This is a genomic window from Gordonia aichiensis NBRC 108223, from assembly GCF_000332975.1.
GTDB classification, from domain to species: domain Bacteria; phylum Actinomycetota; class Actinomycetes; order Mycobacteriales; family Mycobacteriaceae; genus Gordonia; species Gordonia aichiensis.
Window position 1 is genome coordinate 1 of sequence record NZ_BANR01000023.1, and the last position, 25,503, is coordinate 25,503.

26 protein-coding genes are annotated in these 25,503 nt (G+C 65.6%); 15 read left to right on the forward strand and 11 right to left on the reverse strand.

The annotated features are described in order from the left end of the window. Window positions 1-386 precede the first annotated feature (386 nt). The gene (locus GOACH_RS18005; RefSeq protein WP_005177875.1) at window positions 387-854 is read right to left on the reverse strand and encodes a hypothetical protein; all 468 of its coding nucleotides are present in this window, start codon (window positions 852-854) and stop codon (window positions 387-389) included. A gap of 155 nt (window positions 855-1,009) precedes the next feature. Here GOACH_RS18005 and GOACH_RS18010 point away from each other — a divergent pair, with 155 nt between their 5' ends. From GOACH_RS18010 to GOACH_RS18030, 5 genes are all read left to right on the forward strand, one after another. Further along, the gene (locus GOACH_RS18010; protein WP_052004067.1) at window positions 1,010-1,426 is read left to right on the forward strand and encodes a CoA-binding protein; all 417 of its coding nucleotides are present in this window, start codon (window positions 1,010-1,012) and stop codon (window positions 1,424-1,426) included. Continuing rightward, entirely contained in the window at window positions 1,423-2,163 is a 741-nt protein-coding gene (locus GOACH_RS18015; protein WP_005177881.1) for a hypothetical protein, read from the forward strand. The genes GOACH_RS18010 and GOACH_RS18015 overlap by 4 nt, the downstream gene beginning before the upstream one ends. A gap of 70 nt (window positions 2,164-2,233) precedes the next feature. Next, complete coding sequence (locus GOACH_RS18020) at window positions 2,234-2,698, forward strand: MarR family winged helix-turn-helix transcriptional regulator (RefSeq protein WP_005177883.1); 465 nt, start codon at window positions 2,234-2,236, stop codon at window positions 2,696-2,698. A 34-nt stretch (window positions 2,699-2,732) separates the two neighbouring features. Beyond that, a complete protein-coding gene (locus GOACH_RS18025; RefSeq protein WP_005177885.1) occupies window positions 2,733-3,698 on the forward strand; it encodes an isopenicillin N synthase family dioxygenase in 966 nt (321 codons plus the stop codon). 63 nt (window positions 3,699-3,761) lie between these two features. Further along, a complete protein-coding gene (locus tag GOACH_RS18030; RefSeq protein ID WP_005177888.1) occupies window positions 3,762-4,244 on the forward strand; it encodes a hypothetical protein in 483 nt (160 codons plus the stop codon). A gap of 24 nt (window positions 4,245-4,268) precedes the next feature. Here the strand turns inward: GOACH_RS18030 and GOACH_RS18035 are convergent, their stop codons facing one another. The 3 genes from GOACH_RS18035 to GOACH_RS18040 form a co-directional block, all read right to left on the reverse strand. Continuing rightward, a complete protein-coding gene (locus tag GOACH_RS18035) occupies window positions 4,269-4,793 on the reverse strand; it encodes a DUF1697 domain-containing protein (protein WP_005177890.1) in 525 nt (174 codons plus the stop codon). Between the two features lie 55 nt (window positions 4,794-4,848). Then, complete coding sequence (locus GOACH_RS24025) at window positions 4,849-5,016, reverse strand: hypothetical protein (RefSeq protein WP_169330880.1); 168 nt, start codon at window positions 5,014-5,016, stop codon at window positions 4,849-4,851. A gap of 112 nt (window positions 5,017-5,128) precedes the next feature. Then, window positions 5,129-6,262 carry a citrate/2-methylcitrate synthase gene (locus GOACH_RS18040; protein ID WP_040519096.1) on the reverse strand — a complete coding sequence of 378 codons (1,134 nt, stop codon included), beginning with the start codon at window positions 6,260-6,262 and terminating at the stop codon, window positions 5,129-5,131. Between the two features lie 54 nt (window positions 6,263-6,316). Here GOACH_RS18040 and GOACH_RS18045 point away from each other — a divergent pair, with 54 nt between their 5' ends. Continuing rightward, window positions 6,317-7,552, forward strand: coding sequence for a citrate synthase (locus GOACH_RS18045; protein ID WP_040519085.1), 1,236 nt, complete (start codon window positions 6,317-6,319; stop codon window positions 7,550-7,552). A 28-nt stretch (window positions 7,553-7,580) separates the two neighbouring features. On the opposite strand, the gene GOACH_RS18050 is transcribed toward GOACH_RS18045, so the two are convergent. Then, window positions 7,581-8,357, reverse strand: a complete 777-nt coding sequence (locus tag GOACH_RS18050) for a methyltransferase domain-containing protein (RefSeq protein ID WP_005177903.1) — start codon at window positions 8,355-8,357, stop codon at window positions 7,581-7,583. Window positions 8,358-8,426: 69 nt separating this feature from the next. Here GOACH_RS18050 and rnhA point away from each other — a divergent pair, with 69 nt between their 5' ends. The 8 genes from rnhA to GOACH_RS18090 all read left to right on the forward strand — a co-directional run bounded on the left by rnhA (window position 8,427) and on the right by GOACH_RS18090 (window position 14,478). Further along, window positions 8,427-8,915 (forward strand): ribonuclease HI, encoded by a 489-nt coding sequence (rnhA, locus tag GOACH_RS18055; protein ID WP_005177906.1) that lies wholly within the window; start codon window positions 8,427-8,429, stop codon window positions 8,913-8,915. After that, a complete protein-coding gene (locus GOACH_RS18060) occupies window positions 8,915-9,850 on the forward strand; it encodes a D-isomer specific 2-hydroxyacid dehydrogenase family protein (protein ID WP_005177910.1) in 936 nt (311 codons plus the stop codon). The genes rnhA and GOACH_RS18060 overlap by 1 nt, the downstream gene beginning before the upstream one ends. 7 nt (window positions 9,851-9,857) lie before the next feature. Continuing rightward, window positions 9,858-10,355: a gluconokinase gene (locus tag GOACH_RS18065; protein ID WP_005177912.1), complete on the forward strand. Its 498-nt coding sequence runs from the start codon at window positions 9,858-9,860 to the stop codon at window positions 10,353-10,355. 29 nt (window positions 10,356-10,384) lie between these two features. Next, a complete protein-coding gene (locus GOACH_RS18070; protein WP_040519086.1) occupies window positions 10,385-10,852 on the forward strand; it encodes a MerR family transcriptional regulator in 468 nt (155 codons plus the stop codon). Beyond that, a complete protein-coding gene (locus GOACH_RS18075; protein WP_005177919.1) occupies window positions 10,849-11,847 on the forward strand; it encodes an aldo/keto reductase in 999 nt (332 codons plus the stop codon). Before GOACH_RS18070 ends, GOACH_RS18075 begins: the two co-directional genes overlap by 4 nt. A 73-nt stretch (window positions 11,848-11,920) precedes the next feature. Next, window positions 11,921-12,712: an SDR family oxidoreductase gene (locus tag GOACH_RS18080; protein ID WP_040519087.1), complete on the forward strand. Its 792-nt coding sequence runs from the start codon at window positions 11,921-11,923 to the stop codon at window positions 12,710-12,712. A 67-nt stretch (window positions 12,713-12,779) separates the two neighbouring features. Continuing rightward, window positions 12,780-13,448 carry a hypothetical protein gene (locus GOACH_RS18085; RefSeq protein WP_005177924.1) on the forward strand — a complete coding sequence of 223 codons (669 nt, stop codon included), beginning with the start codon at window positions 12,780-12,782 and terminating at the stop codon, window positions 13,446-13,448. A 142-nt stretch (window positions 13,449-13,590) separates the two neighbouring features. Further along, window positions 13,591-14,478 (forward strand): type IV toxin-antitoxin system AbiEi family antitoxin domain-containing protein, encoded by an 888-nt coding sequence (locus GOACH_RS18090; RefSeq protein WP_040519097.1) that lies wholly within the window; start codon window positions 13,591-13,593, stop codon window positions 14,476-14,478. A 202-nt stretch (window positions 14,479-14,680) separates the two neighbouring features. On the opposite strand, the gene GOACH_RS18095 is transcribed toward GOACH_RS18090, so the two are convergent. From GOACH_RS18095 to GOACH_RS18115, 5 genes are all read right to left on the reverse strand, one after another. Continuing rightward, window positions 14,681-16,582, reverse strand: a complete 1,902-nt coding sequence (locus tag GOACH_RS18095; protein ID WP_052004069.1) for an ABC transporter ATP-binding protein — start codon at window positions 16,580-16,582, stop codon at window positions 14,681-14,683. Window positions 16,583-16,635: 53 nt separating this feature from the next. After that, entirely contained in the window at window positions 16,636-18,369 is a 1,734-nt protein-coding gene (locus GOACH_RS18100) for an ABC transporter ATP-binding protein (RefSeq protein WP_005177930.1), read from the reverse strand. Window positions 18,370-18,458: 89 nt separating this feature from the next. Next, window positions 18,459-19,259, reverse strand: a complete 801-nt coding sequence (locus GOACH_RS18105) for a family 1 encapsulin nanocompartment shell protein (protein ID WP_005177932.1) — start codon at window positions 19,257-19,259, stop codon at window positions 18,459-18,461. 60 nt (window positions 19,260-19,319) lie between these two features. Beyond that, window positions 19,320-20,396: a Dyp-type peroxidase gene (locus GOACH_RS18110; protein WP_005177935.1), complete on the reverse strand. Its 1,077-nt coding sequence runs from the start codon at window positions 20,394-20,396 to the stop codon at window positions 19,320-19,322. Window positions 20,397-20,488: 92 nt separating this feature from the next. Next, the gene (locus GOACH_RS18115; RefSeq protein ID WP_005177938.1) at window positions 20,489-22,150 is read right to left on the reverse strand and encodes an FAD-binding dehydrogenase; all 1,662 of its coding nucleotides are present in this window, start codon (window positions 22,148-22,150) and stop codon (window positions 20,489-20,491) included. A gap of 376 nt (window positions 22,151-22,526) precedes the next feature. Between GOACH_RS18115 and GOACH_RS18120 the strand changes: the two genes are divergently transcribed. Continuing rightward, a complete protein-coding gene (locus tag GOACH_RS18120; protein WP_005177940.1) occupies window positions 22,527-23,486 on the forward strand; it encodes an alpha/beta hydrolase in 960 nt (319 codons plus the stop codon). Between the two features lie 319 nt (window positions 23,487-23,805). On the opposite strand, the gene pgfA is transcribed toward GOACH_RS18120, so the two are convergent. Then, window positions 23,806-25,425 carry a cell envelope lipid trafficking protein PgfA gene (gene pgfA / locus GOACH_RS18125; protein WP_005177942.1) on the reverse strand — a complete coding sequence of 540 codons (1,620 nt, stop codon included), beginning with the start codon at window positions 25,423-25,425 and terminating at the stop codon, window positions 23,806-23,808. Window positions 25,426-25,503: the final 78 nt, after the last annotated feature.

Below are 25,503 nucleotides of genomic sequence, written 5' to 3' on the forward strand. Positions count from 1 at the left end.
CGCCGGGAGTTGAACCCGGCAACCGTTGAGATGAGCACAACGGTTGAGCCGTCAGGGCGTTAGGAGGTAGCTGCGTGGTGAAATTCCCTTATGCAGTCGCGGTGATGAGCACCGCGCGGGGCCAACCGTGTACATGACACCCACGGTTGCGGCATAGTCGTCAGGTCGGTCTGCTCTTATCCACATGTCACCAATTGGTGACACTCACGCGTTGCCTGCCAACGAGTCTCAGGCCCGAGAGTTGGTCGGCCTCGACCCCGAGCAGGCCCTCGACGTGATGGCAAAAGCCCATGGGGCCACCGACGGAAAGCCGACAGCTAAGGCGATCCGCGACGCTCGGAGGGGCGATGACCCTTGTTGGTGAAGAGCAGCCCCGTGCTGAGCACTCAGTGCTGCACAGTGCCCCGGTCTTGCTCGGAGACCTCGGTGTCAACCGACTCCTTCAACGTGCTCAACAGCTTCTCTGGCTCGTCGCCCATCGCCGCCGACATCCACTTCTTATGGGGATCAGCGTCGTCGGCACGCACGTAGTAGTGAACCCGGTACCCGCCGATGCGACGCCGATTGGTCTTCCGCAGCCGCGTCCACTTCTCGTATTTGCATTTCGCGACGCCGGCACTGAACACGTCTTCTGCGAGTCCGTACACGACACCGAGTTCCCGCTCAGTGAGCGCCGTCAACACAACTACCGTCATCCGCCCGTCGTCCCAGACGTAGATAAGGCACGCAGACTTCCACACGACGCCGTCCTCCGCTGTGTAGGTCGGCGACTCGTTGCGTTGCTTGACGGTGATGCCGAACTGGGACAGATCCGATGGTTCCGAGCGTCGAACTGCGACAACTGTGAGGCTCATGCGTGCCACCCCAGGTCGATGCAGACGCGGAGGACGGCGAGAGGAAAGAGATAAAGCGAAGCTGTCACGATGATCGTGATGACATCGGCGAGATGTATGATCCGGGCATGGTTCATGACGGAATTCCGATCCGTTGTGGGCCGAGGTCTCGTCCGGTGCTGGAACACCGAGCGGGACCGTTCTCATATAAGAACGGTTCAAGTCGTACGCTTGTCGGGGCCAGTGCCAATCCAGCCAAGCCGTCGAACGAGGTTCCTGCGCTGATGAAGGCGCTGGGCTGGCGCATCATCCCGGTCAACCCGACCGCCGACACCATCATCGGTGAGACCGTGTATCCGACGCTCGAGGCCGTGCCAGAACAGGTCGAGTTCGTCGACGTCTTCCGGCCGTCGGCCGACTGCCCGCAGATCGCTCGCGATGCGGTTGCCGCCGGAGCCAAGGCACTATGGCTGCAGTTGGGCATCACCTCACCGGAGGCACGCGTGATCGCCGAGGAGGCGGGGCTGCTCTACGTCGAGGATCGCTGTCTCAAGATCGAGCAGCGTCGTACCGGGATCACGCCGAAGCAATGAACCACGGTCCGGCGGGACTGCCACTGGCGTTGCTGTTCGTGGCGTTCCTGCTGACGTTCGTCATCACCCGCACGATCACACGGATGATCCGGGCGGGCCGAGGTCCGTTCCGCAACAACGTCTCCGGTGGCGTGCACATCCATCACGCCGTCCCGGGGATCATCCTGTTGATCATCGGCGCGGTCACCTCGGTGGCCGCGGACGGGGCGTCGCCGGTCGGGGAGATCGCTGCGGTGTTGATCGGTGTCGGGGCGTCGCTGGTCCTCGACGAGTTCGCGATGATCCTGCACATGCAGGACGTCTACTGGTCACGCGAAGGCCAGCTCTCGGTGCAGGTGGTTGCGCTGACGGTCGCGGCACTCGGGCTCCTCGTCCTCGGCTTCGATCCCTTCACCTCCGACGACGAGGGCGCACACTTCGGGGCGGGCCATGTCGTCCTCCTGGTGATCCTCGTGGTACACGTCGGAGCGCTGCTTGCATGCGTGGCCAAGGGCAAGTATTCGACAGCGGTGATCGGCGCCTACCTGCCCCCGGTTGCGTGGATCGGTGCAATCCGGTTGGCGCGCCCGCATTCTCGTTGGGCGCGCCGACACTACTCGAAGGACAAGCAGGAGCGTGCCGCCTATCGCACCGAGCACTTCGACGCGCGATTCGGCGGTTATGGCCTGAGACTCGCCGACCTCGTCGCGGGCAAACCGTCCCAGCCCGATCCGGGTCCTTCGACGGCTGCGAGCTGAGGTAACCGACCAATCGATAGCGGGCGATTGAATATGACACACTAGTCGGGTGAGTTCGCAGGACACGGCCATGCCACGGGACATGGGAGCCAATCCGCTGTTGCTCGAGCGGCAGGTCTGCTTCGCTCTCGCAGTCGCCAACCGGTCCGTGCTGCGTATCTATCGCCGACTTCTCGAGCCCCTTGGTCTCACACATCCGCAGTACCTGGTCATGCTTGCGCTCTGGGAGTCGGAGCCCCGGGCCGTCAAGGAGATCGGCAAGGTGCTGCAACTCGATTCCGCGACCCTCTCACCATTGTTGAAGCGCCTCGAACACCAGGAACTGATCGTCCGCCGACGTCGCGGCGACGACGAGCGCAACGTCGACGTCGAGCTCACGCCGTCCGGTCGTGCGCTGCGCGAACAGGCACTGAGCATCCCGGGGGCCGTTGTCGACGCGCTGGGCGTCGACCTGGCCGACCTCGAGGAGTTGCACGGCGTTCTGACCCGCGTCAATACCGCGGCCGTTGCAGCGGCCACGAGCGACGACGCATAGCGGGACGAGTGCACTGCGGGTAGATACTGGGGTGATGGGCCTTCCGATCATCGACCTCTCGACGGCCGAGTCCGATCCCGTCGGATTCAAATCCGCGCTCCTCGACGCCACACACAGAGTCGGCTTCTTCTATCTCGTCGGGCACGGTGTGCCGGCCGAACAGATCCACGAGGTCCTGACACTGGCCAGGCGGTTCTTCGCGCTCCCCGCCGCGGCCAAGGACGAGATCAGCCAGTTGGAGAGTCCACACTTCCGCGGATACTCGCGGCTCGGTGGTGAACTGACGAACTCCGAGGTCGACTGGCGTGAACAGATCGACATCGGACCCGAGCGCGACGTCGTCGAGAACGCGCAGGGCTATTGGAATCTACAGGGGCCGAACCTCTGGCCGTCCGTACTTCCGGAGCTGCGTCCGGCATTCGAGAAGTGGGACGCCACGTTGTCAGACGTGGGGCTCCGGTTGCTGCGGCACTGGGCGCACGCACTGATCGGCGATGCAACGGTCTTCGACGACGCCTTCGCCACCGCCCCCGCGACCCTCATCAAGGTGGTGCGCTATCCCGGTACCACTCAGACATCGCAAGGCGTTGGCGCACACAAGGACTCGGGAGTGCTGACACTGCTACTCGTCGAGCCGGGTTCGGTCGGTCTACAGGTCGAGGCGGGGCCGGACGAGTGGCTCGACGCACCGCCGCTCGACGGAGCTTTCATCGTGAACATCGGCGAGCTACTCGAGGTCGCGACGGGCGGCTTCCTGCGGGCCACACGTCATCGCGTGCTCGCGCCTGCTCCGGGGACCGACAGGATCTCGATCCCGTACTTCCTAAATCCTGCGCTCGACGCCCGGGTGCCGACGCTCGCGCTGCCTCCCGACCTCGCGCAACTCGCGCGCGGCGTCGAAGACGATCCGGCCAATCCCCTCTACTCGACCTACGGGGAGAATGCGTGGAAGTCGAGAACCCGCGCGCATCCCGACGTCGCGGCGCGCCATCATGGCTGAGGCGGGGGACTAAGGTCGGGATATGTCCGTATCGGGTGAGATGTGGGTGCAGGGAGTGGGTTCATGAACGCGGTCGCGTGGATCGTCATCATCGTGACCATCGTGGTCGCCGTGATCATTCTGGCCGGTGCCGCGTGGTTCGCGGTCGATTCCGACAAGCGGGTTCGACGCTTCGCACGCTCCAACGACCTCATCCCCGGTCAGCCGAGTCGCGCCCCGGACGACTGGACGACCTCGACGTCGCGTGAAGCGCGGATGCATCGCCGAATCCGGTATGCGATCGCCGATGTGCATCAGAACCCGTGGATCGCCGACGACGCGGGGCTCGTCGCCGAGCGCGACCGACTCGATGCAGCCGTTTTCGACTTGGACGACAAACTCATCCACGCCTCGACGCTCCCCGAGGAGGAGCGCGAATCCGAACTCGAATCCATCGACGCAGCGATCGTCGAACTCGAGGAACTGCCGAAGAAGCTGTGGGAGAAGCCCGCCGAACAGCAACGCACTGACATCGACGCCGCGATCGGAGTCATCGGACGGGCGTGACCGGACCCCGCTGACGTGGCCGGGCTAGGAGACCATCTCGATCAGCGTGCGCACCGTGCGCAGATTTCGCCCCGTGCCCTGTACGCCGAGGCCGCGTGCGATCACCGGTGCGGTCAGCTTCGAGGTGCCCGCACCCGCGGCGTAGCGGATGTGGAGATCGGAGCCGATGACCTGGCATACATCGTCGCCGAAGGTCTTGTCGGAGAACGACTCACGCTTGTCTTCCGGTGGCGCGGCGACGAGAAAGTGAACGTAGGAGAACGTGTCGTCGAGGACGTCGAACGGGTGGGCGTCGAGAGCGCCGACCAGCTCGTCGCGTGAGCGGCTGATGACCTCCCGGAAGAAGCCGTACCGCTGTTCGATGGCGGTCTCGAGTGCGCGGTCGAAGTGATCGGGCCGACAAGGCGGCGTGCAGATCAGGTTGCCGGAGGCTATGTACGTCGAGATATCAGTGGCTCCGAGATTTCCTGCGATACTGCGTAATTCCTTCATGGGCACAGTGGCGCCACCCACGTTGATCGCCCTGATCATCACTGCGCGCCGTGTCATGAACCCAGTCTTGCACCGACCCTGCGACGTCGGTAAGCGCCTTTGGTCCTCTCGATCAGATGACGAGCGGTCGCTCGGGCGGCTCCGGCGACGGTGGCCCCGGCTCGGGAATCGGTTCGGGCTCGGGAACAGGGATAGGCGGCTCGGGCGTCGGCTCCGGGATCGGCTCGGGAGCAGGCGTCGGCGTCGGCGGAGGTTGCGGAGGTGGTACGGGCTGGCTCATCGTGCGCGGACCTTTCCGCGGACCCGTGGGAGTGGGCCCACTGAAACCGACGGCACGCGCTCTATCGGCGTGCGACCACGCTCGTCGCGGCGGGCAACTCGCCGACCCGTGCTCAGGCGAGCGTCGGCGGTGGCCCGACGTAGCGCGCGGCCGGCCGGATGATCTTGCGGCTGTTGGCCTGTTCGAGAATGTTGGCCGACCAGCCGACCGTGCGGCTCACGGCGAAGGTCGGGGTGAACATCGAGCGAGGAATACCGCAGGCGTCCATCACCACACCCGCGTAGAACTCGACGTTGGCGTACCGCGGATGATCGGGATGCGCTTGCGCAAGCGCGTCGACGATGGCCTGCTCGGCGTCGATCGCGGCGTCGACGGTGGGCCCGCCGAGGCCCTGCGCGACCTCGCGCAACAGTAACGACCGAGGGTCCTCGGTGCGGTAGACGGCGTGGCCGAACCCCATGATCCGACGGCGCTGCGCGACCTGCTCGCGAGCCCATGTGAGGGCATCGCCGTGCGCGACGATCTCATCGAGGGAGTCGAGGGCACGATCGGGCGCACCGCCGTGCAGCGGCCCGGAGAAGGCACCGAGCGCTCCGCATAGTGCGGCGTGGACATCGGCGCCGGTCGACGCGATGACCCGCGCGGTGAATGTCGAGGCGTTGAATCCGTGGTCCATGGTCAGGATGAGGTACTGCTCGAGGGCGCGAGCGTGTGCCCGTGACGGTTCACCGCCGGTGAGCAAGTAGAGCCAGTTGGCCGCGACACCGAGATCGTCCCGGGGTGCCAGCGGTGCCTGTCCGGTGCGGATACGGTGCAGTGCGGCGAGGATCGTCGGGGTGAGCGCGGTGGCCCGCAGTGCGTCGAATCGTCGTGTCTGCTCGTCGGAGTCCCACAGCGGGCGCACCCGGAAGGCGGGACCGAGTGCCGACAGCGTCGTCCTAAGGCCGGGCAGGAGTTCACGGTCACCACCCAGCATCGCCGACGTCGCGAGGATGCCGGATATCTCGTCGGGAAGCGTCCGCAGCGATCTGGTCTCTGCGACGAAGGCATCGAGCTCGGTGTGCTCGGGCAGGTGCCCGTGCACGAACAGGAACCACACCTCCTCGAAGCTCTTGGAGCGGGCGAGTTCGACAGCGGAGTACTCGCGGTAGTGGTAGAAACCCTCGTCGCCACGCACATCACCGATCTCGGTGTCGGCGACGACGACGTTCGCCAAGCCCGCGGGCGCGATCAGCACATCAGTCATACCTGCAACGATCACCCCGTGGTGGATTGTCGTCAATGTTGATTGAATCAATATGTGCAACGCATTCATCGACGCCGCTGGCCCACCCCGGTGCACCACGACGGACGCGACTACCTGACCACGGAACAGGTGGCAAAGGTGTTGGGAGTCAAGGAATCCACGGTTTATTCCTACGTGAGTCGCGGTCGTCTGCAGAGCAGGCGGATCGAGGGCGTCTCCGGGAGCGTGTTCCCGGTCGACGAGATCGAGAAGTTGTTGACCGCGGGTCGCCCGCGTCCCCCCGCGGGTGTCGTGGAACGCATTCGCACGCAGGTGACCTACCTGCACGACGATCGGCTGTACTACCGGGGACGCGATGTGGCAGAGCTTGCATGCGAGCTGTCGTTCGAGCAGGTCGCATCCTTGTTGTGGGAGCAGCCCTGGCCCGGAGCCGGTGCCTCCTCGCACCCGACGGCCGGTGGCGTGGGTGCGCGGGTTGACGTCGCGCTGGGCCCTTCTGCCCGAGGCCTCGACAGGGTCCGGTTGATCGTCGATCTGCTCGGAGCCGACGATCCGCGACGGCATCAGCTCGAGCCCGCCGCGGTGGCCGCCAAGGCGGCGACGGTCCTGAGGACGATCGTCGGCGGCGGACCCCTGCAGGGGGACGGCGGTGATGGGCGGTTCGCCGCGCGGCTGTGGCCTCTACTCACCGAGGAATCGCCGACACCCGCGAGGGTCGGCATCCTCAACGCCGCGCTGGTGCTGCTCGCAGATCACGACTTGTCCGCAGGAACGGTCGCGGCCCGGGTTGCCGCGAGTGCCCGAGGAAGCGTGTACGCGGTGATCGGTGCGGGACTAGGGGCGTTCGACGGGCCGATGCACGGTGGCGCAACGACTTTCGCCTACCGGTTTCTCGCCGGGGCGCTCGACGACCCGGAGACTGCGATCGGTGAACGCCTGCGGATGGGCGACCGGCTCCCCGGCACGGGGCACGTCGTCTACCGACACTGCGATCCACGCGCGGAGACGCTGACGGGATTGCTCACCGACGCGGCGGACGGGGACCCGCGCGTACTGCGGGCGATGGCGAGTGTGAGCGAGGCTGTGGGGTCGTCGACGTTTGTCAACTCCGATCTCGCGTTGGCCGCGCTCGCCCTGAGCTATCGGATGCGTCCCGACGCCGCCGAAATGATCTTCGCCGTCGCGCGCATTGTCGGGTGGACAGCGCACGCGCTCGAGGAATACGGCGAGGAGCGACTGCGCTTCCGGCCTGAGGGCGTCTACACGGGAGTTCGGCCGACAGGGGTGTGATCGGCGGGTGTGATCTCCCCGGCTCCGGTCAGTGGGGAAGCACGGCCACCGCGAAGGTGCGGCGATAAGGGAGCACCGTGCCCCACTCGTGCGCGGGATAGGCCGCGCGCAGGCGGCGTTTGAGCTCGCTGCTGAAATCGTCACGGAGTTCGTCGGGCAGCGCTTCGAGGAAGGGTCGGGCCCCGGTGCCCGAGATCCAGTCGAAGACGGGATCGTCGCCCTTGTCCTTGAGCACGTGCAGGTACGTCGACTCCCAGGCATTGACCTCGAAGCCGCGCTCGGCGAAGAAGTTCAGGTAGAAGTCGGGCTCGAGCCAGGGCAGCCTGCGGACGTCGCCGCAGAACTTCGCATACGGTTCCTCCTCGGCGAGTTCGTTGAGGCTGCGGTAGGTCGCGGCGCCCGTGTTGTTGGGCACCTGGATCGCGAACGCGCCGCCGTCGTTGAGATGAGGGAGCAACCGTTCGATCGCGACCTCTTGATCGGGAACCCACTGGAAAACCGCGTTCGACAGGAAAAGATCGACCGGCTCGGGCGGTGTCCACTCGGTGAGATCGGCGACGTCGTAATTGGCCAGGCCGTCGGAGTTCTCACGGATGGCCTCGGCGATCATCTCGGATGAGGCGTCGATGCCGAGGACGAGGGCTTCGGGCCAGCGTTCGCGCAGGTGCCTGGTGTGTTGGCCCGGTCCGCATCCGAGGTCGACGATGGTCGACGGGTTGATGGGCACCTCGGCGATCAGATCGAGGAAGGGGCGGGCACGAGCGTCGGAGAATTGGAGGTAGCGACTCGGATCCCAGACCGGCATGTCATCAACTCTAGGCAATTCACAGCAATCATGGCAGTGGGTAACCTCAGAGGAGTGTCAGAGACTCTCGTGAACGACGGCGATAACGCACTGGTGACGCCCGCATCGACCGAGGCGGACGTCGTCGAGATTTCTACCGACGGCGCCTGCCTCGGCAATCCCGGTCCCGGCGGCTGGGGTGCTGTCCTGCGATACCGCGGACATGAAAAGCAGATCTCCGGCGCAGAGCCCGACACCACCAACAACAAGATGGAACTGACTGCAGCCATCGAGGGACTCGCCGCGCTGACGAAGCCGTCGACGGTGGTCCTCTACACCGATTCGAGTTACGTGCGGAACGGCATCACCAAGTGGGTGAGCGGCTGGCAGCGCAACGGATGGAAGACCGCCGACAAGAAGCCTGTCAAGAACGCCGACCTGTGGCGCCGTCTCATCGAGGAGGAGAAGGTGCACCAGGTGACCTGGAAATGGGTCAAAGGCCATGCGGGCGACCACTACAACGAGATCGCCGACACGCTGGCAACATCTGCCGCGAAGAAGCTGGCTGGACGTGAGTGATGAGTTCTCCCGCCCCGCAACCTGATTCCGTGATCAGCGTTGCGCTGCTCCCCGAATCCGACCGGTACATCACCGAGGCGCTCGAGAACGCAGGTGCGTCGCTGACCGACCTCGACGACGCGCGGGTGCTCATCTGGCTCGGCGGGGCGGCAGGCTTTCCCGAGCTGCCCGACACCATCGAGTGGGTGGCGTTGAAGACGGCGGGGATCGAGGAGTTCGTCTCGGCAGGTGTTCTCGACGACAAGCGGGTGTGGACGAATGCGTCGGGCTTCTACGCGGAGAACGTCGCCGAACACGCACTGGCACTGCTGCTCGCGGGGCTGCGGCAGATCAACACCTCGGTGCGGTGGGGCTGGGACAAGGAGCACATCGACCCCGCGGTGCGCACACTGCGGGGCGCGCGGGTGGCGATCATCGGCGCCGGCGGCATCGGGAGGTCCCTGATTCCTCGCCTGAAGGCCTGCGGAGCTTCGGTTCTCGCGGTCAACCATTCGGGCCGTGAGGTCGACGGCGCCGAGCAGACGCTGCCCTCATCGCGGATGGATGAGGTGTGGTCGTCGTGTGACCACGTTGTTCTTGCAGCGCCCTCGACGCCGGAGACGCACCATCTGGTCAACGGTAAAGTGCTGGCGCAGCTGCCTTCCCACGCGTGGATTGTCAACGTTGCGCGCGGTCCGCTCGTCGATCAGCAGGCGTTGTACTGGGCGCTCAAGGGTCACGAGATCGCGGGTGCCGCGCTCGATGTGACCGACCCGGAGCCGCCTGCCCGCAACGATCCGCTGTGGTCGTTGTCGAACGTGATCATCACACCCCACATCGCCAACCCCGCGTCGGGCCTCACCCGCGAGCTCGCGCCCTGGATCGCCGAGAACATCCGCCGGTTCCGCGCAGGCGATGACCTGCTGTCCACCGTGGCGGTCGACAACGATTACTGAACGCGGCATGCCGACCCAGCGCGGCCCGATCGTCGTGTGCGGTGTATCGGGGTGCGGGAAGAGCACGGTCGGCGCCGCACTCGCCGCTCACCTGGGAGTACCGTTTGTCGACGCCGATGATCTCCACCCGGCAGCCAACATCGCGAAAATGGCTGCAGGACAACCGCTGACCGACTCCGACCGGTTGCCCTGGCTCGATGCGGTCGGTAGGTGGCTCGCCGATCACGCCGACGGCGTATGCGCCTGTTCTGCGTTGCGACACGGATATCGGGATCAGCTGTGCCGCAGGGCGCCTGGGGTCCGGTTCGTGATGCTCGCCGTCGATCCCGGGGTGGTGAAAGCGCGTGTCCGTGCGAGGCACGGGCACTTCATGCCCGCGACGCTCGTCGACTCGCAGTTCGCCGCCCTCGAACCACACGGACCGGATGAGCCGGGTATCACAGTCGACGCGACGCTGCCCCTGGACGGCGTCGTCGACGAGATCGTGGATCGGGTGTTGCGTTAGAGCGCACTCGAAGGCCTAACGTTGCCGACATGAGTACAGACCACCTCATGAGCCGGGCGCTGGCCACGTTGAACGAACTCGACGGCCCGCTGTCGGTCGAGGTCATCCACCGGCTCGTCGAAGCCGACGAGATCGAGGCCCCGCTGACCATTGCGCAGGCGGCGCAGATGCTCGACCTCTCTGCGCATACGCTGCGGTACTACGAGCGCATCGGGCTGCTCGACGTGAGCCGGGATGCGTCCGGCAACAGGGTCTACGACGCCGAGACGATGCGCCGGTTGGTGTTCATCACCCGGATGCGATTGTCGGGCATGGCCATTCGCGATCTGCAGCACTACGTCGAGTTGGTGGACGAAGGCGACGACACCGTTGCCGAACGGCTCGAGATGCTCCTCGAGCACCGCGACACCATTCGACGGCAGATCGCCGAACTCACACTCTCCCTCGCGGCAACCGAATACAAGATCGCCACCTACGGCGGAAGGACACAACCATGACCGCATCAACCGATCCCACCACAGCCCGCCGACGTATCGGCGCGCTGGAGGTCTCACCGCTCGGATTGGGCTGTATGGGAATGAGTTTCGCCTATGGCGAGGCCGACCAGGGTGAGGCCACAGCAACGCTGCACCATGCACTCGATGTCGGGATCAACCTCCTCGACACCGCCGACATGTACGGCAGCGGAGCCAACGAAGAACTGCTGTCCACGGTGCTCCACGATCGCCGCGACGACGTCGTGCTGGCCACAAAGTTCGGCATCGTCGTCGATCCGGAGACGGGTTATCCGACCGGGGAAGTCAATGGCTCGCCGGACTATGTCCGGAGCGCGGTCGACGCATCGCTGCGCAGACTCGGCGTCGACGTCATCGATCTCTACTACCTGCATCGCGTCGATCCCGCCCGACCGATCGAAGACACCGTCGGCGCGATGGCCGAGTTGGTCGCTGCGGGAAAGGTGCGCGAGATCGGACTCAGTGAGGCCAACGCCGACACCATGCACCGCGCCGCCGCGGTGCATCCGATCGCCGCGTTGCAATCGGAGTGGTCGCTGTTCAGTCGTGACGTCGAGGCATCGGATGTGCCTGCGGCCCGCGAGCTGGGCATCGCGATGGTGCCCTACAGTCCGCTGGGGCGCGGAATGCTGACGGGATCGGCTGCGGCGGTGCAGGTTTCCGACGGAGACTTCCGTTCGACGCTTCCGCGCTGGCAGGCTGACAACCTCGCACACAACCTGGCGCTCGTCGACGAGGTACGTGCGGTGGCGGCCGAGGTCGATGCGACAGCGGGTCAGGTGGCGTTGGCATGGCTACTCGCACAGGGCGACGACGTCGTGCCGATCCCGGGCACCAAACGTCAGCGATACGTCGACGAGAACCTCGGGGCACTGTCGGTGGAGTTGAGTTCGGATCAGCTCGCGCGATTGTCGACGCTGCGCGCCGCGGGTGATCGCTACCCCGACATGGACTGGGTGGCCGGGCGGTCGTCGTAGCGTCGGGGAGTTGGCGGGACCACCTGAGCGAAAAGCTAGAACGTGTTGCAGTTCTGTGGCATCGTCAGCAGGCGTGATCCTGGACAGATTCCGACTCGACGACACCGTCGCGGTCATCACGGGCGCCGGTCGCGGTCTCGGAGCTGCGATTGCCGTGGCGTACGCCGAGGCGGGCGCCGACGTGGTGATCTCGGCCCGCAGCGAGACCGACCTGGAGAAGGTGGCAGCGGAGGTCGCGGACAGGGGTAGACGTGCGCGGGTCATCGTCGCCGACCTCGCAGACCCCGACGCCTCAGCCGCGCTCGCCCAGACCGCCGTCGACACGTTCGGTCGGCTCGACACCGTCGTCAACAATGTCGGTGGTGCCATGCCGCGGCCGCTGCTGGACACCACGCCGAAGGTCATGAGCGACGCATTCACCTTCAACGTCGCGAATGCCCACGCGCTGGTGACCGCAGCGGTTCCGCTCGTGCTGGGGTCCGCGGGCTCGGGATCGATCATCAACATCACCTCGGCGATGGGCAGACTGCCAGGCCGCGCGTATGCGGCATACGGGACAGCCAAGGCGGCGCTCGCGCATTACACCCGGCTGGCTGCGATGGATCTCAATCCACGCATCCGGGTCAACGCCATCGCACCCGGCGCGATTCTGACATCGGCGCTCGACATCGTGGCATCCGACGACACCATGCGGACCACGATCGAGAACGCGACCCCGATGCGCCGCCTCGGCGAGCCGGACGACGTCGCCGCCGCCGCCGTGTACCTCGCGTCCCCCGCGGGTGCGTACGTGACCGGCAAGGTCCTCGAGCTGGACGGCGGACTCATCGCGCCCAACCTCGAGCTGCCGATTCCCGACCTCTGATCGTCCGTATTCGTAGTGGCTGTGTGTGTTCTGGGGCATGCTCCAGCAGCCTCGGTAGAGTTGTGACGTGGATCAGATCCTGCGTTTCGCGGGCGACTATTGGTGGCTGATCTTTCCGGTCGGCGGTGTCGTGGGCGGTTGGTTCGGTTCCGTCGCGCGCTACAACGAGAAGCGGCGTCGGGACAAGATCGAACTGGCGCGTGTGAGAGCAGGCGCGGAAACGGAACAATTGCGACTTGCCCAGGCCGACAAAGCGGCTGTGACCAAGGCGATGGAGAAACACGACGCCATCGACCAGCGCTGGTTCGGCTACGAACTCGATCTGGCCACCCTCATCGAATTCCCCATGATGACCGACATGCGGGAACCGATGACACTGGCCTTCCACCGCGCGAAGATCCGTGCGGACGATCTGCGGCCGACGTCGGCCGACCAGAAGCTCGACCCGCTCGAGTTCGAGCGCTACCGCGACGCCGTCGGCGATTACGCAGCCGCTTTCGACGCCGCCGAACGGGAGGCGCGGCGTCGAAAACAATCCGACTTCTCGCCGATCGAGCGCGAGTCACTCGACCGTGCGCGCAAGTTGATCGGCATCGCCGCCGACGCCGCGGCCACGCCTGCAGAGCGTCAGGCCGCATACCGCAAGGCCCGCCAAGAGCTCGATGGTTTGATCGACGTGCCGAATGCCGCGGCCGCGCAGATCGAACAACGCATCGCAGGGGAGTTGGAGCGCTGAGTCGGACGTCGTGAATACACGTGTTTCTGACAGAAGCGCGTGAAGCTTCGCGTGTGGGTGTCAGAAACGCGTGTCCCTGCGCGGGCGCTGAGTCCGGTCACATCGGATGGATCTGAATCGACGTTGTCGACGTCCAATGAACATGGATACTTTCCCGGTCAACGAACACGGACTCATACTGCGTCGAACGGCACTCGAAGCGGGTGTCTCGGACAGACAACTCATTCGCGCCGTCGACGCGGGCGCACTCGTACGGGTGTGGCCCGGCGTCTATGCGCCGCCCGACGCGAGTCGCACGCCCGAAGACCTGCACCGACTCAAGGCGCGCGCGGCCACTCTCGTGTCGGAGACCGACGTACCGCTCAGTCATCAGTCGGCGGGCGTGCTGCACGGAATGTCGTTGCTGTTTCCCGATCTCGCCCGCGTGCATCTGACGACAGGCCACAAGACCGGCGGCCGCATCGAAACCCAGCGGCATCTGCACTCCGGTCGATTGGAGGCAGAGGACATCACGGTGGTCGGCGGGATCGTGGTGACGTCGCTGGAGGTCACCGCTGTCGACATCGCCTGCAGCGGCAACTTCTTCCAGGGGCTGGCCGCGTTCGACTCTGCGCTGCGACTCGGTGCGGATCGCGCGACGATGTCGGCGCTGCTTGATCGTCGACGGCGCGGGGTTGCCGTCGCGCGGAGGGCGCTCGCCTTCGCGGACCCGCTCGCGGACAACGCGGGTGAGTCGTGGGGACGCGGTCAGATGATCGTGGCAGGTCTGCCGGTACCACGCCTGCAGCGCGAGTACTTCGACGCTGACGGCGAGTTTGTGGCAAAGGTCGACTACGACTGGGACGGAAAGCTCGTCGGTGAATTCGACGGGATGCGCAAGTACACCAAGGACCTTCGGGAGGGTGAGACCGCTTTCGAGGCGATGCAGCGCGAGAAGACCCGCGAGGACGGCGTCCGACGTCTCGGGCCGATGATGATCAGGTGGGTGTGGGCCGACCTACGGACGAATCGCATGGTGCCGATGGTGTGAGAGTGGTTGGACCGGTTGAAGATTCGCGGCGACGGCAGCGCGGCGTCGTGAATGCGCGTGTTTCTGACACTCCTGGCGATGACAACACGTGCTTCTGACAAACGCGAGCGAAACTTCGCGTGCAGGTGTCAGAAACACGTGTATTTGTCAGTCGAGCCCCGAGCCCCGAGCTCCGAGCCCCCAACCCCGAGCCCCGAGCTGCTCAGGCCTCCGAGTCGACGGCCCCGGCGAACTGGCTGCGGTAGAGCCGACAGTAGGCTCCCTGTGCCGCGAGCAGTTCGTCGTGGTTGCCCTGCTCGACGATGTGCCCGTCCTCCATCACGACGATGACGTCGGCGTCGCGGATCGTCGACAGCCGGTGGGCGATCACAAAACTCGTGCGGTCGGTGCGCAGCGCGGCCATCGCCTTCTGGATCAGCAGTTCGGTGCGGGTGTCGACGGAGCTGGTCGCCTCGTCGAGGATCAGAATGGTCGGACGCGCGAGGAACGCGCGTGCGATCGTGATGAGTTGTCGCTCACCGGCACTCACGCCGCCGCCCTCGTCGTCGAGCATCGTCTCGTAGCCGTCGGGCAGGATGCGGACGAAATGGTCGACGTGGCTCAGTCGCGCGGCCTCGAGGACTTCCTCGCGCGAGGCCGTGGGGTCGCCGTAGGCGATGTTGTCGTAGATCGTTCCGCCGAACAGCCATGAGTCCTGCAGCACCATGCCGGTGCGCTCGCGGAGGTCATCGCGGGTCATCGTCCGCGATTCGACGCCGTCGACCGTGATGGTGCCGGAGTCGACGTCGTAGAAGCGCATGATCAGGTTGACCAGCGTGGTCTTGCCCGCGCCGGTTGGTCCGACGATGGCGACCATGTGGCCGGGACGCGCGACAAGCGAGAGATGCTCGATCAGCGGTTTGTCCTCGACGTAGCGGAACGAGACGTCGTCGAATTCGATGAGTCCGTTGTCGTGCTCGGGCGTCTCGGGATGTGCGGGGTCGGGGGTCTGCTCGTCGGCGTCGAGAATGTCGAAGATGCGCTCGGCCGACGCGACGCCGCTCTGCAGCAGATTGACCATCGAGCCGATCTGCGTGAGCGGCTGCGTGAACTGCCGCGAGTACTGGATGAACGCCTGCACCTCGCCGAGGCTCAGCGCGCCGGAGGCGACTCGCAGTCCGCCGACCACAGCGACCGCGACGTAGTTGAGGTTGCCGAGGAACATGATCGTCGGCATCACCGTGCTCGAGATGAACTGTGCACGCCAACTCGATTGGTACAGCTTCTCGTTGCGCTCGTCGAACTCGGTCTCCACTTCGGCCTGGCGGTTGAATGCCGTCACCAGCTCGTGTCCGGTGAAGGCTTCCTCGACCTGGGCATTGAGCTTTCCGGTCGACGACCATTGCGCGAGAAAGTGCGGCTTGGAGCGTCGGGCGATCAGCGCGGTCGCGCCTGCCGCGAGCGGGACGGTGATGAGTGCTATCAGCGCCAGGAGAGGCGAGATCCACAGCATCATCACGAGGATCGCGATGACCATCAGGACCGAGTTGAGCAACTGAGAGATGGTCTGCTGCAAGGTCTGCGACAGATTGTCGAGGTCGTTGGTCACGCGGCTGAGCAGGTCGCCTCGGGCCGTCGTGTCGTAGTAGCTCAGCGGTAGGCGGTGGATCTTGGCCTCGACCTCGGCACGGAGGTGTCGGACCGTACCCACGACCACCTTGTTCAGCAGGTATGCCCCGAGCCACGACAGCACCGCCGAGCCGATGTAGAGAGCCAGCACGATCAGCAGCACACGCCCCACGTCGCCGAAGTCGATGCCGACGCCCGGTGTCACGTCCATCGAGTTCACCATGTCGGCGAAGGTGCCCTGCCCGCGTTCACGCAGGCCCTCGACGGCCTGGGCCTTGGTCGTCCCGGCGGGCAGCAGTCTGCCGACGACGCCGTCGAAGATGATGTTGGTGGCGTCGCCGAGCACACGCGGCGCGAGAGCGGTGAGGATGACCGACCCGACGATCGAGGCGATCACCACACTCATGAAGGCCCGGTAGGAGAACAACAGCCCGATGAGCCGCTTGATCGACGGTCCGAATGAGCGCGCCTTGGCCACCACCGGGCCGGCAGCCATCGGACCGCGACCGGGACCGGGCGACGCCGGAGCCGACGATCCGCCGCCGCGCGTCACGCGTTTTCTCCGATGGCCAGCTGCGATTCGGCGATCTCGCGGTATGTCTCGCACGTCGCGAGGAGTTCGTCGTGCGTGCCGATCCCGACGATCCGCCCGCGATCGAGGACGACGATCTGCTCGGCGTCGACGATCGTGGTGATCCGCTGCGCGACGATGATGACCGCGGCGTCGGACGTTGCGGGTTTCAGCGCTGCGCGCAGGCGTGCATCGGTTGCGACGTCGAGGGCCGAGAAGGCGTCGTCGAAGAGATAGACCGAGGGTTTGCGGACCAGGGCGCGAGCGATCGCCAGGCGTTGTCGCTGGCCGCCGGACACCGTGGTGCCGCCCTGCGCGACCGGGGTGTCGAGGCCGTCGGGCATGCGCTCGACGAAGTCGGCTGCCTGCGCGATACGCAGCGCCTCCCAGATCTCGTCGTCGGTCGCGTCGGGTTTGCCGTTGCGGATGTTCGACGCGACCGTGCCCGAGAACAGGTACGGCCGCTGCGGGACGAGTCCGATGGCGTCGCGCAGTGCTGCGGGATCGAGCCGTCGGACGTCGGTGTCGCCGACGCGGACCTCGCCCGCGGTCACGTCGATGAGGCGGGGTACCAGTCCGACCAGCGTGGTCTTACCGGAACCCGTCGACCCGACGATGGCTGTCGTCGTGCCCGGTTCGACACGGAAGCTGATGTCGCACAGCACCGGATCGTCGGCTCCGGGATAGCGGAACTGCGCATCGCGGAACTCGACGCTCGACGGGTCGGAGGCGAACGGCACCGGGTTGTCGGGTGCGCCGACGGACGTCTCGGTGTCGAGTACCTCGCAGATCCGCTCGGCGCAGACGGTCGCGCGTGGTGCCATCATCGCGATGAACGACGCCATCATCACCGACATCAGGATCTGCATGACATAGGTGATCATCGCCGTCAGTGCGCCGATCTCGATGCTGCCGTCGGAGACGAGATGGCCGCCGAACCAGATGATCGCGACGATGGTGACGTTCGTGATCAGCATGACGGTCGGGAACATCAGCGCCTGCATGCGGCCGACCCGCAACGTTGCCTCTGCCAGGCGGTCATTGGCACCTGAGAAGCGGTCGATCTCGTAGCGCTCGCGGACGAAGGCGCGTACCACCCGGATGCCGGTGATCTGCTCGCGGAGCACGCGATTGACCGCGTCGATACGCTCTTGCATCGCGCGGAAGCCGGGGATCATCTTCGTGATCAGGAACCCCATGGCGACCGCGAGCACCGGTACGGCGACGACGAGCACCCACGACAACTGTGCTCCGACCTTGATGCCCATGATGATGCCGCCGACGCACATGATCGGGGCCATGATGAGGATCGTTGTGCTCATGACGATCAGCAACTGCACCTGCTGGACGTCGTTGGTGGTGCGCGTGATCAGCGACGGCGCGCCGAATGTACCCATCTCCTTGGCGGAGTAGGTGTTGATCCGGTGCAGCAGATCGTGTCGGATGTCGCGGCCGGTCGCCAGGGCGGCGCGTGCGCCGAAGTACTGGGCACAGATCGTGCATATGACCTGCGCGATCGTGATCGCGAGCATCACCCCGCCGATACGCAGGATGTATGCGGTGTCGCCCTTGGCCACGCCGTTGTCGATGATGTCGGCGTTGAGAGTGGGCAGGTACAGCATGGCGACCGTCGCGACGAGCTGCAGTATCACGACGGCGAGCATGTGCCAGGGATACCGCGAGAGGTATGTCCTGATCAGACGGATCAGCATGTGGCGCTCACCCACACGACGCTAGCAAGCCGCGCCGACACCGTGCGAGACGTTTTCGGGGCGAACCCGTCAGACGGTGGGCGCAAACCTCAGACGGTCGTCAGGGCGATGGCTGCCTCACCGGTGTAGGTGAGGTAGGTGAAGGACTCCTGGAAGTAGAGGTTCACAACGTCTGCGTCGTGTGAGTCGTAGCCGATCGAGACGTCCTGTCCGATGGTCAGCTCGAAATCGCCTCCGCGCGTGGACAACACGAACGCGCCGGAGATCGCAGGCGCCCAGACGATCTCGCCGTCGATGAGACGCTGGATGTGCTGGCGGACCGGATAACCGTGATTCGACGTCTCGTTGACGAGGTTGTAGACCTCGGCGGAGAGCGCTATCGAGTACGGGCCGTCGATCGACGCCAGCTTCAGCGTCGACAGTGCCTGGCTGAACGCCTCGGGGTAGTCGCGCACGTCCTCGGGCAGCGGAATGGGCGTGGCCGTCGTCTCTGCTCGGATACCGGTGATGCCCGCGGCGGAGTAGCCCTCGAAGATCGCTCGGTCCTCGGCGAGGGCGAGCTGACGTGCGGCGTCGACGACCGGATCCCAGTCGGAATCCTCGGCCCCGCGGTCTACGTCGTCGATGGCCTCACGGGTGACCGTGAACGGCACCTTCAGTTCGATGAGCGGCTGCACGCTGCGCTTGTACGCCTGAATGCCGTCTGCCGGTGAGTCGATCTTGGTGCGGTGCCCGCGCGTGACCGACGACGCCTCGAGCCCCAGCGGACCCTTGACGTCGACGAGTCGACGGCCCGCGATGTTGCGCTTGAACGAGCGTGCGGCCTCTTCCTCGATGGCATCCCAGGCCGACGCGGAGATCGGGGCGAGTTCGCGATGCAGATTGTTCATGGTGCGTCTCCTGATGTCGTCGGGTGTGTGGGAAAGCGTGTGTGGGGATCAGGGGGATCGTCAGCGGAGCGAGCCGATACCGAGCGATCCGTCGCCCGGATCGGTCGGCTCGGGGGGCGGCACCGGCGACGCGGCGTCGAGTGTGACCGGTGCCGGTGTCGGGGTGTCGTGCGGGGCGTCGTCGTCGGAGTCGGCGTGCGACGGCGCAGGCGCGTCGGGAAGATCGTCGAAGAAGTCGACGGTCGGGGTGAAGAACTGCGCGCCGGTCACGGCGGTGGTGAAGTCGAGAAGCCTGTCGTAGTTACCCGGCGGATCTCCGATGAACATCTTGCGGAGCATCTCCTCGGTCACGTCGGGTGCCGACGAGTACGCGATGTAGAACGTTCCCGAGTCGCCGAGCCCCGATGCCTCGCCGTAGGGCATGTTGTCGCGGACGACGTCGATCTGCTCACCGTTGACGTCGTTGACCACGTTCAGCGCGATGTGCGAATTGGTGGGTTTCACGTCGTCGGACATCTCGATGTTGTCGAGTTTGGTCCGTCCGATCGCGTCCTCCTGTTCTTCGACAGAGATGGAGTCCCATTCCTTCAGATCGGTGACATAGCGCTGGATGGCGACGTAGCTTCCGCCCGCGTACGCGGGGTCTTCGTCGCCGACGGTGATCGCGTCGATCGCGGCCTGCCCAACGGGATTCTCGGTGCCGTCGACGAAGCCGATGAGGTCTCGCAGGTCGAAGTAGCGGAAACCGTGCACCTCGTCGACGACGGTCACCGCGTCGCCCAGTTCGTTCATGAGCATGCGCCCGAGTTCGTAGCAGAGGTCCATCGCGTCGGCCTTGATGTGCAGCAGCAGATCGCCGGGGGTGGCGGGCGCGGTGTGGACGTCACCCGCGTATTCGACGAAGGGGCGCAGGGATTTGGGACGATTCCCCGCGAACAGTCGGTCCCAGGCGTCCGAACCGATGGACACGATGCCCGCGAGCGCCTGTTCGGGCGCGCGTGACGACACCGAGTTGATGCGCGAGCCGAGGACGTCGAACATGTCCCGGACAGCGTCTTCTCCGCCTGCGTTGATCGTCAGGACGAGGAACAGCGCATGCTTGGTCTTGCGTGTCAGGATCGTCTGCGGCACCGGCACGGTTTCACTCTAGTGCAGTGGACGAACCGGCTAGGGCAAAGTGTGTCCTCACCTGGCGCCTGTCGGTACAGGTTTTCGACGACGCGCTCGGGTCACCCTCGCGCGACGGCCCGCCCGGCGACCCTGCCGGAGAAGATGCAGCCACCGAGGAACGTGCCCTCGAGCGCGTTGTAGCCGTGCACGCCGCCGCCGCCGAACCCCGCGACCTCGCCCGCCGCGTAGAGGCCGTCGAAAACCGAACCGTCGGGCCGCATCACAGCCGAATCGAGGTTGGTCTCCAAGCCGCCCAACGTCTTTCGGGTCAGGATGTTCAGTCGCACGCCGATCAGCGGACCGTGGGCGGGATCGAGGAGCTTGTGAGGCTTGGCGACCCGGACGATCTTGTCGCCGAGGAACTGCCGCGCGTTGGTGATGGCCATCAACTGCGCGTCCTTGGAGAACTTGTTGTCGATCTCGTTGTCGCGGGCCGAGATGGTTCGCTCGATGTGCTGCAGGTCGAGCTTCGGTCCGCGGGTGATCTCGTTCATGCCCGCGACAAGGTCGGCGAGGTTGTCGGCGACGACGAAGTCGCTGCCGTTGCGCAAGAATGCCTCGACGGGGCCGGGTGCTCCCTTCGCGAATCGACTCTTCGCCGCGAACTTGAGGTCTTTGTCGGTGATGTCGGGATTCTGCTCGGAACCCGACAGTGCGAACTCCTTCTCGACGATCGACTGAGTGAGGATGAACCACGAGTAGTCGTAGCCGGTTGCGAGTATCTCGCGCATCGTCGAATTCGTGTCGAATCCGGGGAAGTTCGGTGGCGCCAGTCGGTTGCCGTTGGCGTCGAGCCACAACGACGACGGACCCGGGATGATGCGGATGGCGTGATCTGGCCAGATCGGATCCCAGTTGTGGATGCCCTCGGTGTAGTGCCACATGCGGTCGCGGTTGACCAGGCTGGCGCCCGCGTCCTCGGCGATGCCGAGCATGCGGCCGTCGACGTAGGCGGGCACTCCCGAGATCATCGTCTTCGGCGCGGGTCCGAGACGCTCGGTGGGCCAATTCTTGCGGATCAGTTCGTGGTTGTGGCCGATGCCGCCGGTCGTCACGATGACAGCGCCTCCGCGGATGTCGAACTCGCCGACCACGTCCCTGTTCGACGCTTCGCCACGTCCGGCCGCCGTCGGTGCGAGCTTTGATCCTCGTACGCCCACGGCCGCGCCGTCCTCGACCACGATCTCGTCGACGCGGTGCCGGAAGCGGAACTCGACGAGTCCGCGTCGCTCGGCGTCGAGCACGGGCTCGGCGAAGACCCGGACCACTTCGGGGCCGGTGCCCCAGGTCAGGTGGAAACGCGGGACCGAGTTTCCGTGGCCGTCGGCAAAGCCGCCGCCGCGTTCGGCCCACCCGACGACCGGGGTGATGCGCAGACCGAGGTCGTGTAGGTACTGGCGTTTCTCGGTCGCGGCGAAGTCGACGTAGGCGCGCGCCCACTGCCGCGGCCAATAGTCCTCGTCGTCGCGGTCGAAGCCCGCAGAACCCATCCAGTCCTGCAATGCGAGTTCTGCGGAGTCGTGGATGCCCAGTCGACGCTGCTCGGGGGTGTCGACGAGGAAGAGTCCGCCGAGCGACCAGAACGCCTGGCCGCCGAGATTGTTGCGGTTCTCCTGATCGACGACGATCACCCGACGGCCCGCCTTGGTGAGCTCGTAGGTGGCGACGAGTCCGGCCAGGCCCGACCCGACGACGATGGCGTCGGCTTGCGTTGTGTCCACGAGAGCCTTTCTCGATCTGCCCGATCCGACGTGCGATCTGCCGATCTGATGTGACTGAGCTGGTGTGACCGACCCTATCCCCGTGTCCTCTGGTCGGGGTAGCGCCTCGGGTGCCCGAGGTCGGATGTGCGCGGAGCGAGCGATGCTGTGACCTACTCGACGCCGCGCAGATATGGACGGTGCTCTGTGACGTGGGCAATGATCGATCTCGTGTCTCAACCGACGGTCAAGGGTAGATGTACCTTTTGCTGCCGTGTTATGCAGCCGTTACACTCTGTCGCGTTGGGGACCAACTCAGTCGGCGTGGCCGCTGACCCCATTTCCTGCCCGTATGAACGAGGCCCGTCCGGGTCAAGATCGTAAGGACTCTTCACATATGTTGACTCGTGCGCGCAAGCGCCTCGTTGCCGCTGTGGGCGCCATGGCGGCGCTCGGCGGCCTGACCATGGCTGTGGCGCCGGAAGCCCACGCTGCCGGCCAGACCGAATACGTCTACTCCGCAGCGATGCACAAGAACATCCCGGTGCGCATCGTCGACGGCGGCGGTGGTGGCCCCAAGCCGACGCTGTACCTGCTCGACGGCCTCCGTGCCCCGAACAACACCAGCGGCTGGCTGCAGAACAACACCGGCGCCGACCGCTTCATGGTGAACAAGGGCACCAACCTGGTGATCCCCTTCGGCGGTGGCGGCAGCTTCTACACCGACTGGGAGCGCGCAGATCCGAAGCTGGGCGTGAACAAGTGGGAAACCTTCCTCACCCGCGAACTGCCGGCGTACATGAAGCGCAAGCACAACTCGGACAATCGCCGTAACGGTATCGCCGGACTGTCGATGTCGGGAACGTCGGCGCTCAACCTCGCGTCGCGGCACCCGAACTTCTACAAGGCCGTCGCGTCTTACAGCGGCTACCCGACCGTCACCTTCCCCGGCTTCACGCAGGGCATCCAGGCGTCGGTTGCGACCATGGGCGGCGACCCCAACAACATGTGGGGCTTCTACCCGGCAGGCCAGTGGTTCCAGAACGATCCGTTCCTGAGCGCGAACAGCCTCGCCAACCACCACGTGTACCTGTCGGCCGGCACCGGCCTTGGCAGCAAGTTCGACAGCTCGGTGAACCCGACCAGCGGAAACTTCAACCCGGTCAAGTTCTCGCAGATGGTTCCGCTCGAGGTGGCCGCATCGGTCAGCACGCAGCTGTACATCCCGCGCGTCGCCGTGGTTCCGGGCGTCAAGCTCACCACCCACATCACTCCCGACGGTGACCACTGGTGGGATTACTGGCAGGAGAACTTCCGCCAGTCGTGGAACACCACCTTCCGCCCCGCGTTCTTCTGAGCGACTAGGCGCGAAAGCCACAACTGAACAGCTGAACAACGACGAGGGCCGGCGATCTACGCAGATCGCCGGCCCTCATCGTCGTGCCGGGGTGGTCTCGCCGGATGACCGTGTAGAAGGATGACCGTGCAGAAGGGTGACCGTGCAGAAGGGTGACCGTGCAGATGTGTGTCGTGTCGAAGGATGTGGGGGCTGCAGTACCCACATCCTCGGACTCGACACACATTCTGCGGTCGCCGCGCGGGCGGTGGTCTCAGTGTGCGGCTCCGAGGGTCCGCGTCCAGCGGGCGGCACCCGGCCGCTCAGGGGCGGTCGGCGATCACTCGCCCGATTCGTGGGTGCCGCGGCGACGGAAGGCGCGGGCCTCGTCGAGCGCGGAGCGCGGAGTGTCCAAGGTGCCCTCAGAACCCTCGGGGCTTTCAGAGCCTTGCGCGCTGTCGGCCGGGGCGTCGTCGTCGACGGCAGGCACCTGGCGGGTTGGTTCGTCGTCGCCCACCGGCGTGTCGGACGCGGCGGGGCCCTCGACGCGCGGGATCCGCTGGGTCGGACGCTCCCACATGTAGGCGTTGTCGTCCTCGTTGTCGCCGTATGCGCCCGCTGCGGGCACCTCGTCGAGTGTCGTCGTCTCGGCGTCGTCACCCTCGACCGCGGCATGGCGGTTGCGGCCTGCGACGCCTGCTCCCGCGGCAGCGGTCCCGGCGAGAACGGTTGTGGGCGCCGCATCCGGGTCGCTCCCGGAGTCGCGCTGGGCGAGGTAGCGCGGATCGTCGTCGTAGAGGTCGGGGTCGTCCTGCGGCTTGTCGGTCTTGCGGGTGAACCACATGATCGCGAGCCAGGCCAGCAGGAGCAGCGCTCCCACGACGCCGAGGATGATGGGCAACCAGAGCCCACCCATCTTCAGCAGATTCATGTAGTGCTGGGCACGGTCGGCCTGTGCGGTGACCGTCTTATCCGACCACTGGAAGGTGCCCTTGAGCGCGTCGAGCCGGAAATCCCGGACCGGAGCGGGGGTTCCGTCGCTCTGATCGGGCGACTTGAAGTACTGGTGCTGATCCTCGCGGCCGTTGACGATCGTTCCTGTCTCGGGCTCCACCCAGACGTGTCGGGTCGCCGAGGCGTAGCGATGCATCGTGATCTTGTCGTCGGCCTTCACGCCACGGCCTGAGATGCCCCACCACTTGGCGGGCATGGTGAGCATCGTGCCCAACGCTGCCTCGCCCTGTGCGTTCGGGAGCGACGACAGATCGGTCTCGGGAACCTCGGAGACGAACTCGTAGGTCTTGACCCCGTTGAACGTCTTCTCGCCGACGTACTTGGCGGGTTGGTCCTGGCGGGTGTTGAGGTCGTAATAGAGGTAGTCACGCTTCTTGACGTTGAAGCCGAACTTGTACTGGAAGCCCTTGCGGTCGGGTAACTGCACCGACACATCCTTGACGTTCACACCCTCGGGAGCCGCTTCGAGTTGTAGCGAACTCACGGTCCCGTTGGGCACCGACGTCTTCCGGTTGACCGAAACCCTGTCGATGGTGGCGGTCAGCAGACCGTCGTCGCACTTGAGGTCACCGTCGGCACGCGGAGCAGGCGGCTGGGTCTCTTTGCCGTCGGCATCGCGGGTGCGATCGATCTGGACGGTTTGCGCCGACTGTACAGTCGCTTGTCGCTTGTCCGACGGGTTGACGATGACGCTGCGGCGCTGCTGCGTGAGATGTGCGTCGAGTGTCCGCGCCTTGTCCTTCGAGACCGAGCAGCGATCGAAGATCACCGCGGGGAACCGTTCACCGCCGGAGCCGTCGGCCGGGACGGTCGATGCGTCGGAGGTGATGTCGAGATCGAGAGGCACCACCCGCAACTGTGGCACCAGGAATGCCGGGATGGCGATCGCCGCGGTGATGCAGGCAACCCCGAGGAATGCCAGCAACGCCAGCCAAACTCGTCTCATTCTCGACTCCTGTGCGGTTCGGGCCCCGGGCGTCGCATCGACGAGAGGGCCACGGTCAACGCTCTCACCCTAATGGTC

Coding starts and splice junctions, on each gene's coding strand:
- GOACH_RS18100 (WP_005177930.1), bottom strand. CDS start 18,369: ATGCTGATCCGTCTGATCAGGACATACCTCTCGCGGTATCCCTGGCAC.
- GOACH_RS18025 (WP_005177885.1), top strand. CDS start 2,733: ATGGGCCTTCCGATCATCGACCTCTCGACGGCCGAGTCCGATCCCGTC.
- GOACH_RS18065 (WP_005177912.1), top strand. CDS start 9,858: ATGCCGACCCAGCGCGGCCCGATCGTCGTGTGCGGTGTATCGGGGTGC.
- GOACH_RS18060 (WP_005177910.1), top strand. CDS start 8,915: ATGAGTTCTCCCGCCCCGCAACCTGATTCCGTGATCAGCGTTGCGCTG.
- GOACH_RS18075 (WP_005177919.1), top strand. CDS start 10,849: ATGACCGCATCAACCGATCCCACCACAGCCCGCCGACGTATCGGCGCG.
- GOACH_RS24025 (WP_169330880.1), bottom strand. CDS start 5,016: ATGAGCCAGCCCGTACCACCTCCGCAACCTCCGCCGACGCCGACGCCT.
- GOACH_RS18030 (WP_005177888.1), top strand. CDS start 3,762: ATGAACGCGGTCGCGTGGATCGTCATCATCGTGACCATCGTGGTCGCC.
- GOACH_RS18020 (WP_005177883.1), top strand. CDS start 2,234: ATGCCACGGGACATGGGAGCCAATCCGCTGTTGCTCGAGCGGCAGGTC.
- GOACH_RS18040 (WP_040519096.1), bottom strand. CDS start 6,262: ATGACTGATGTGCTGATCGCGCCCGCGGGCTTGGCGAACGTCGTCGTC.
- pgfA (WP_005177942.1), bottom strand. CDS start 25,425: ATGAGACGAGTTTGGCTGGCGTTGCTGGCATTCCTCGGGGTTGCCTGC.
- GOACH_RS18005 (WP_005177875.1), bottom strand. CDS start 854: ATGAGCCTCACAGTTGTCGCAGTTCGACGCTCGGAACCATCGGATCTG.
- GOACH_RS18105 (WP_005177932.1), bottom strand. CDS start 19,259: ATGAACAATCTGCATCGCGAACTCGCCCCGATCTCCGCGTCGGCCTGG.
- GOACH_RS18120 (WP_005177940.1), top strand. CDS start 22,527: ATGTTGACTCGTGCGCGCAAGCGCCTCGTTGCCGCTGTGGGCGCCATG.
- GOACH_RS18095 (WP_052004069.1), bottom strand. CDS start 16,582: ATGGCTGCCGGCCCGGTGGTGGCCAAGGCGCGCTCATTCGGACCGTCG.
- GOACH_RS18070 (WP_040519086.1), top strand. CDS start 10,385: ATGAGTACAGACCACCTCATGAGCCGGGCGCTGGCCACGTTGAACGAA.
- GOACH_RS18015 (WP_005177881.1), top strand. CDS start 1,423: ATGAACCACGGTCCGGCGGGACTGCCACTGGCGTTGCTGTTCGTGGCG.
- GOACH_RS18090 (WP_040519097.1), top strand. CDS start 13,591: ATGGATACTTTCCCGGTCAACGAACACGGACTCATACTGCGTCGAACG.
- GOACH_RS18050 (WP_005177903.1), bottom strand. CDS start 8,357: ATGCCGGTCTGGGATCCGAGTCGCTACCTCCAATTCTCCGACGCTCGT.
- GOACH_RS18035 (WP_005177890.1), bottom strand. CDS start 4,793: ATGACACGGCGCGCAGTGATGATCAGGGCGATCAACGTGGGTGGCGCC.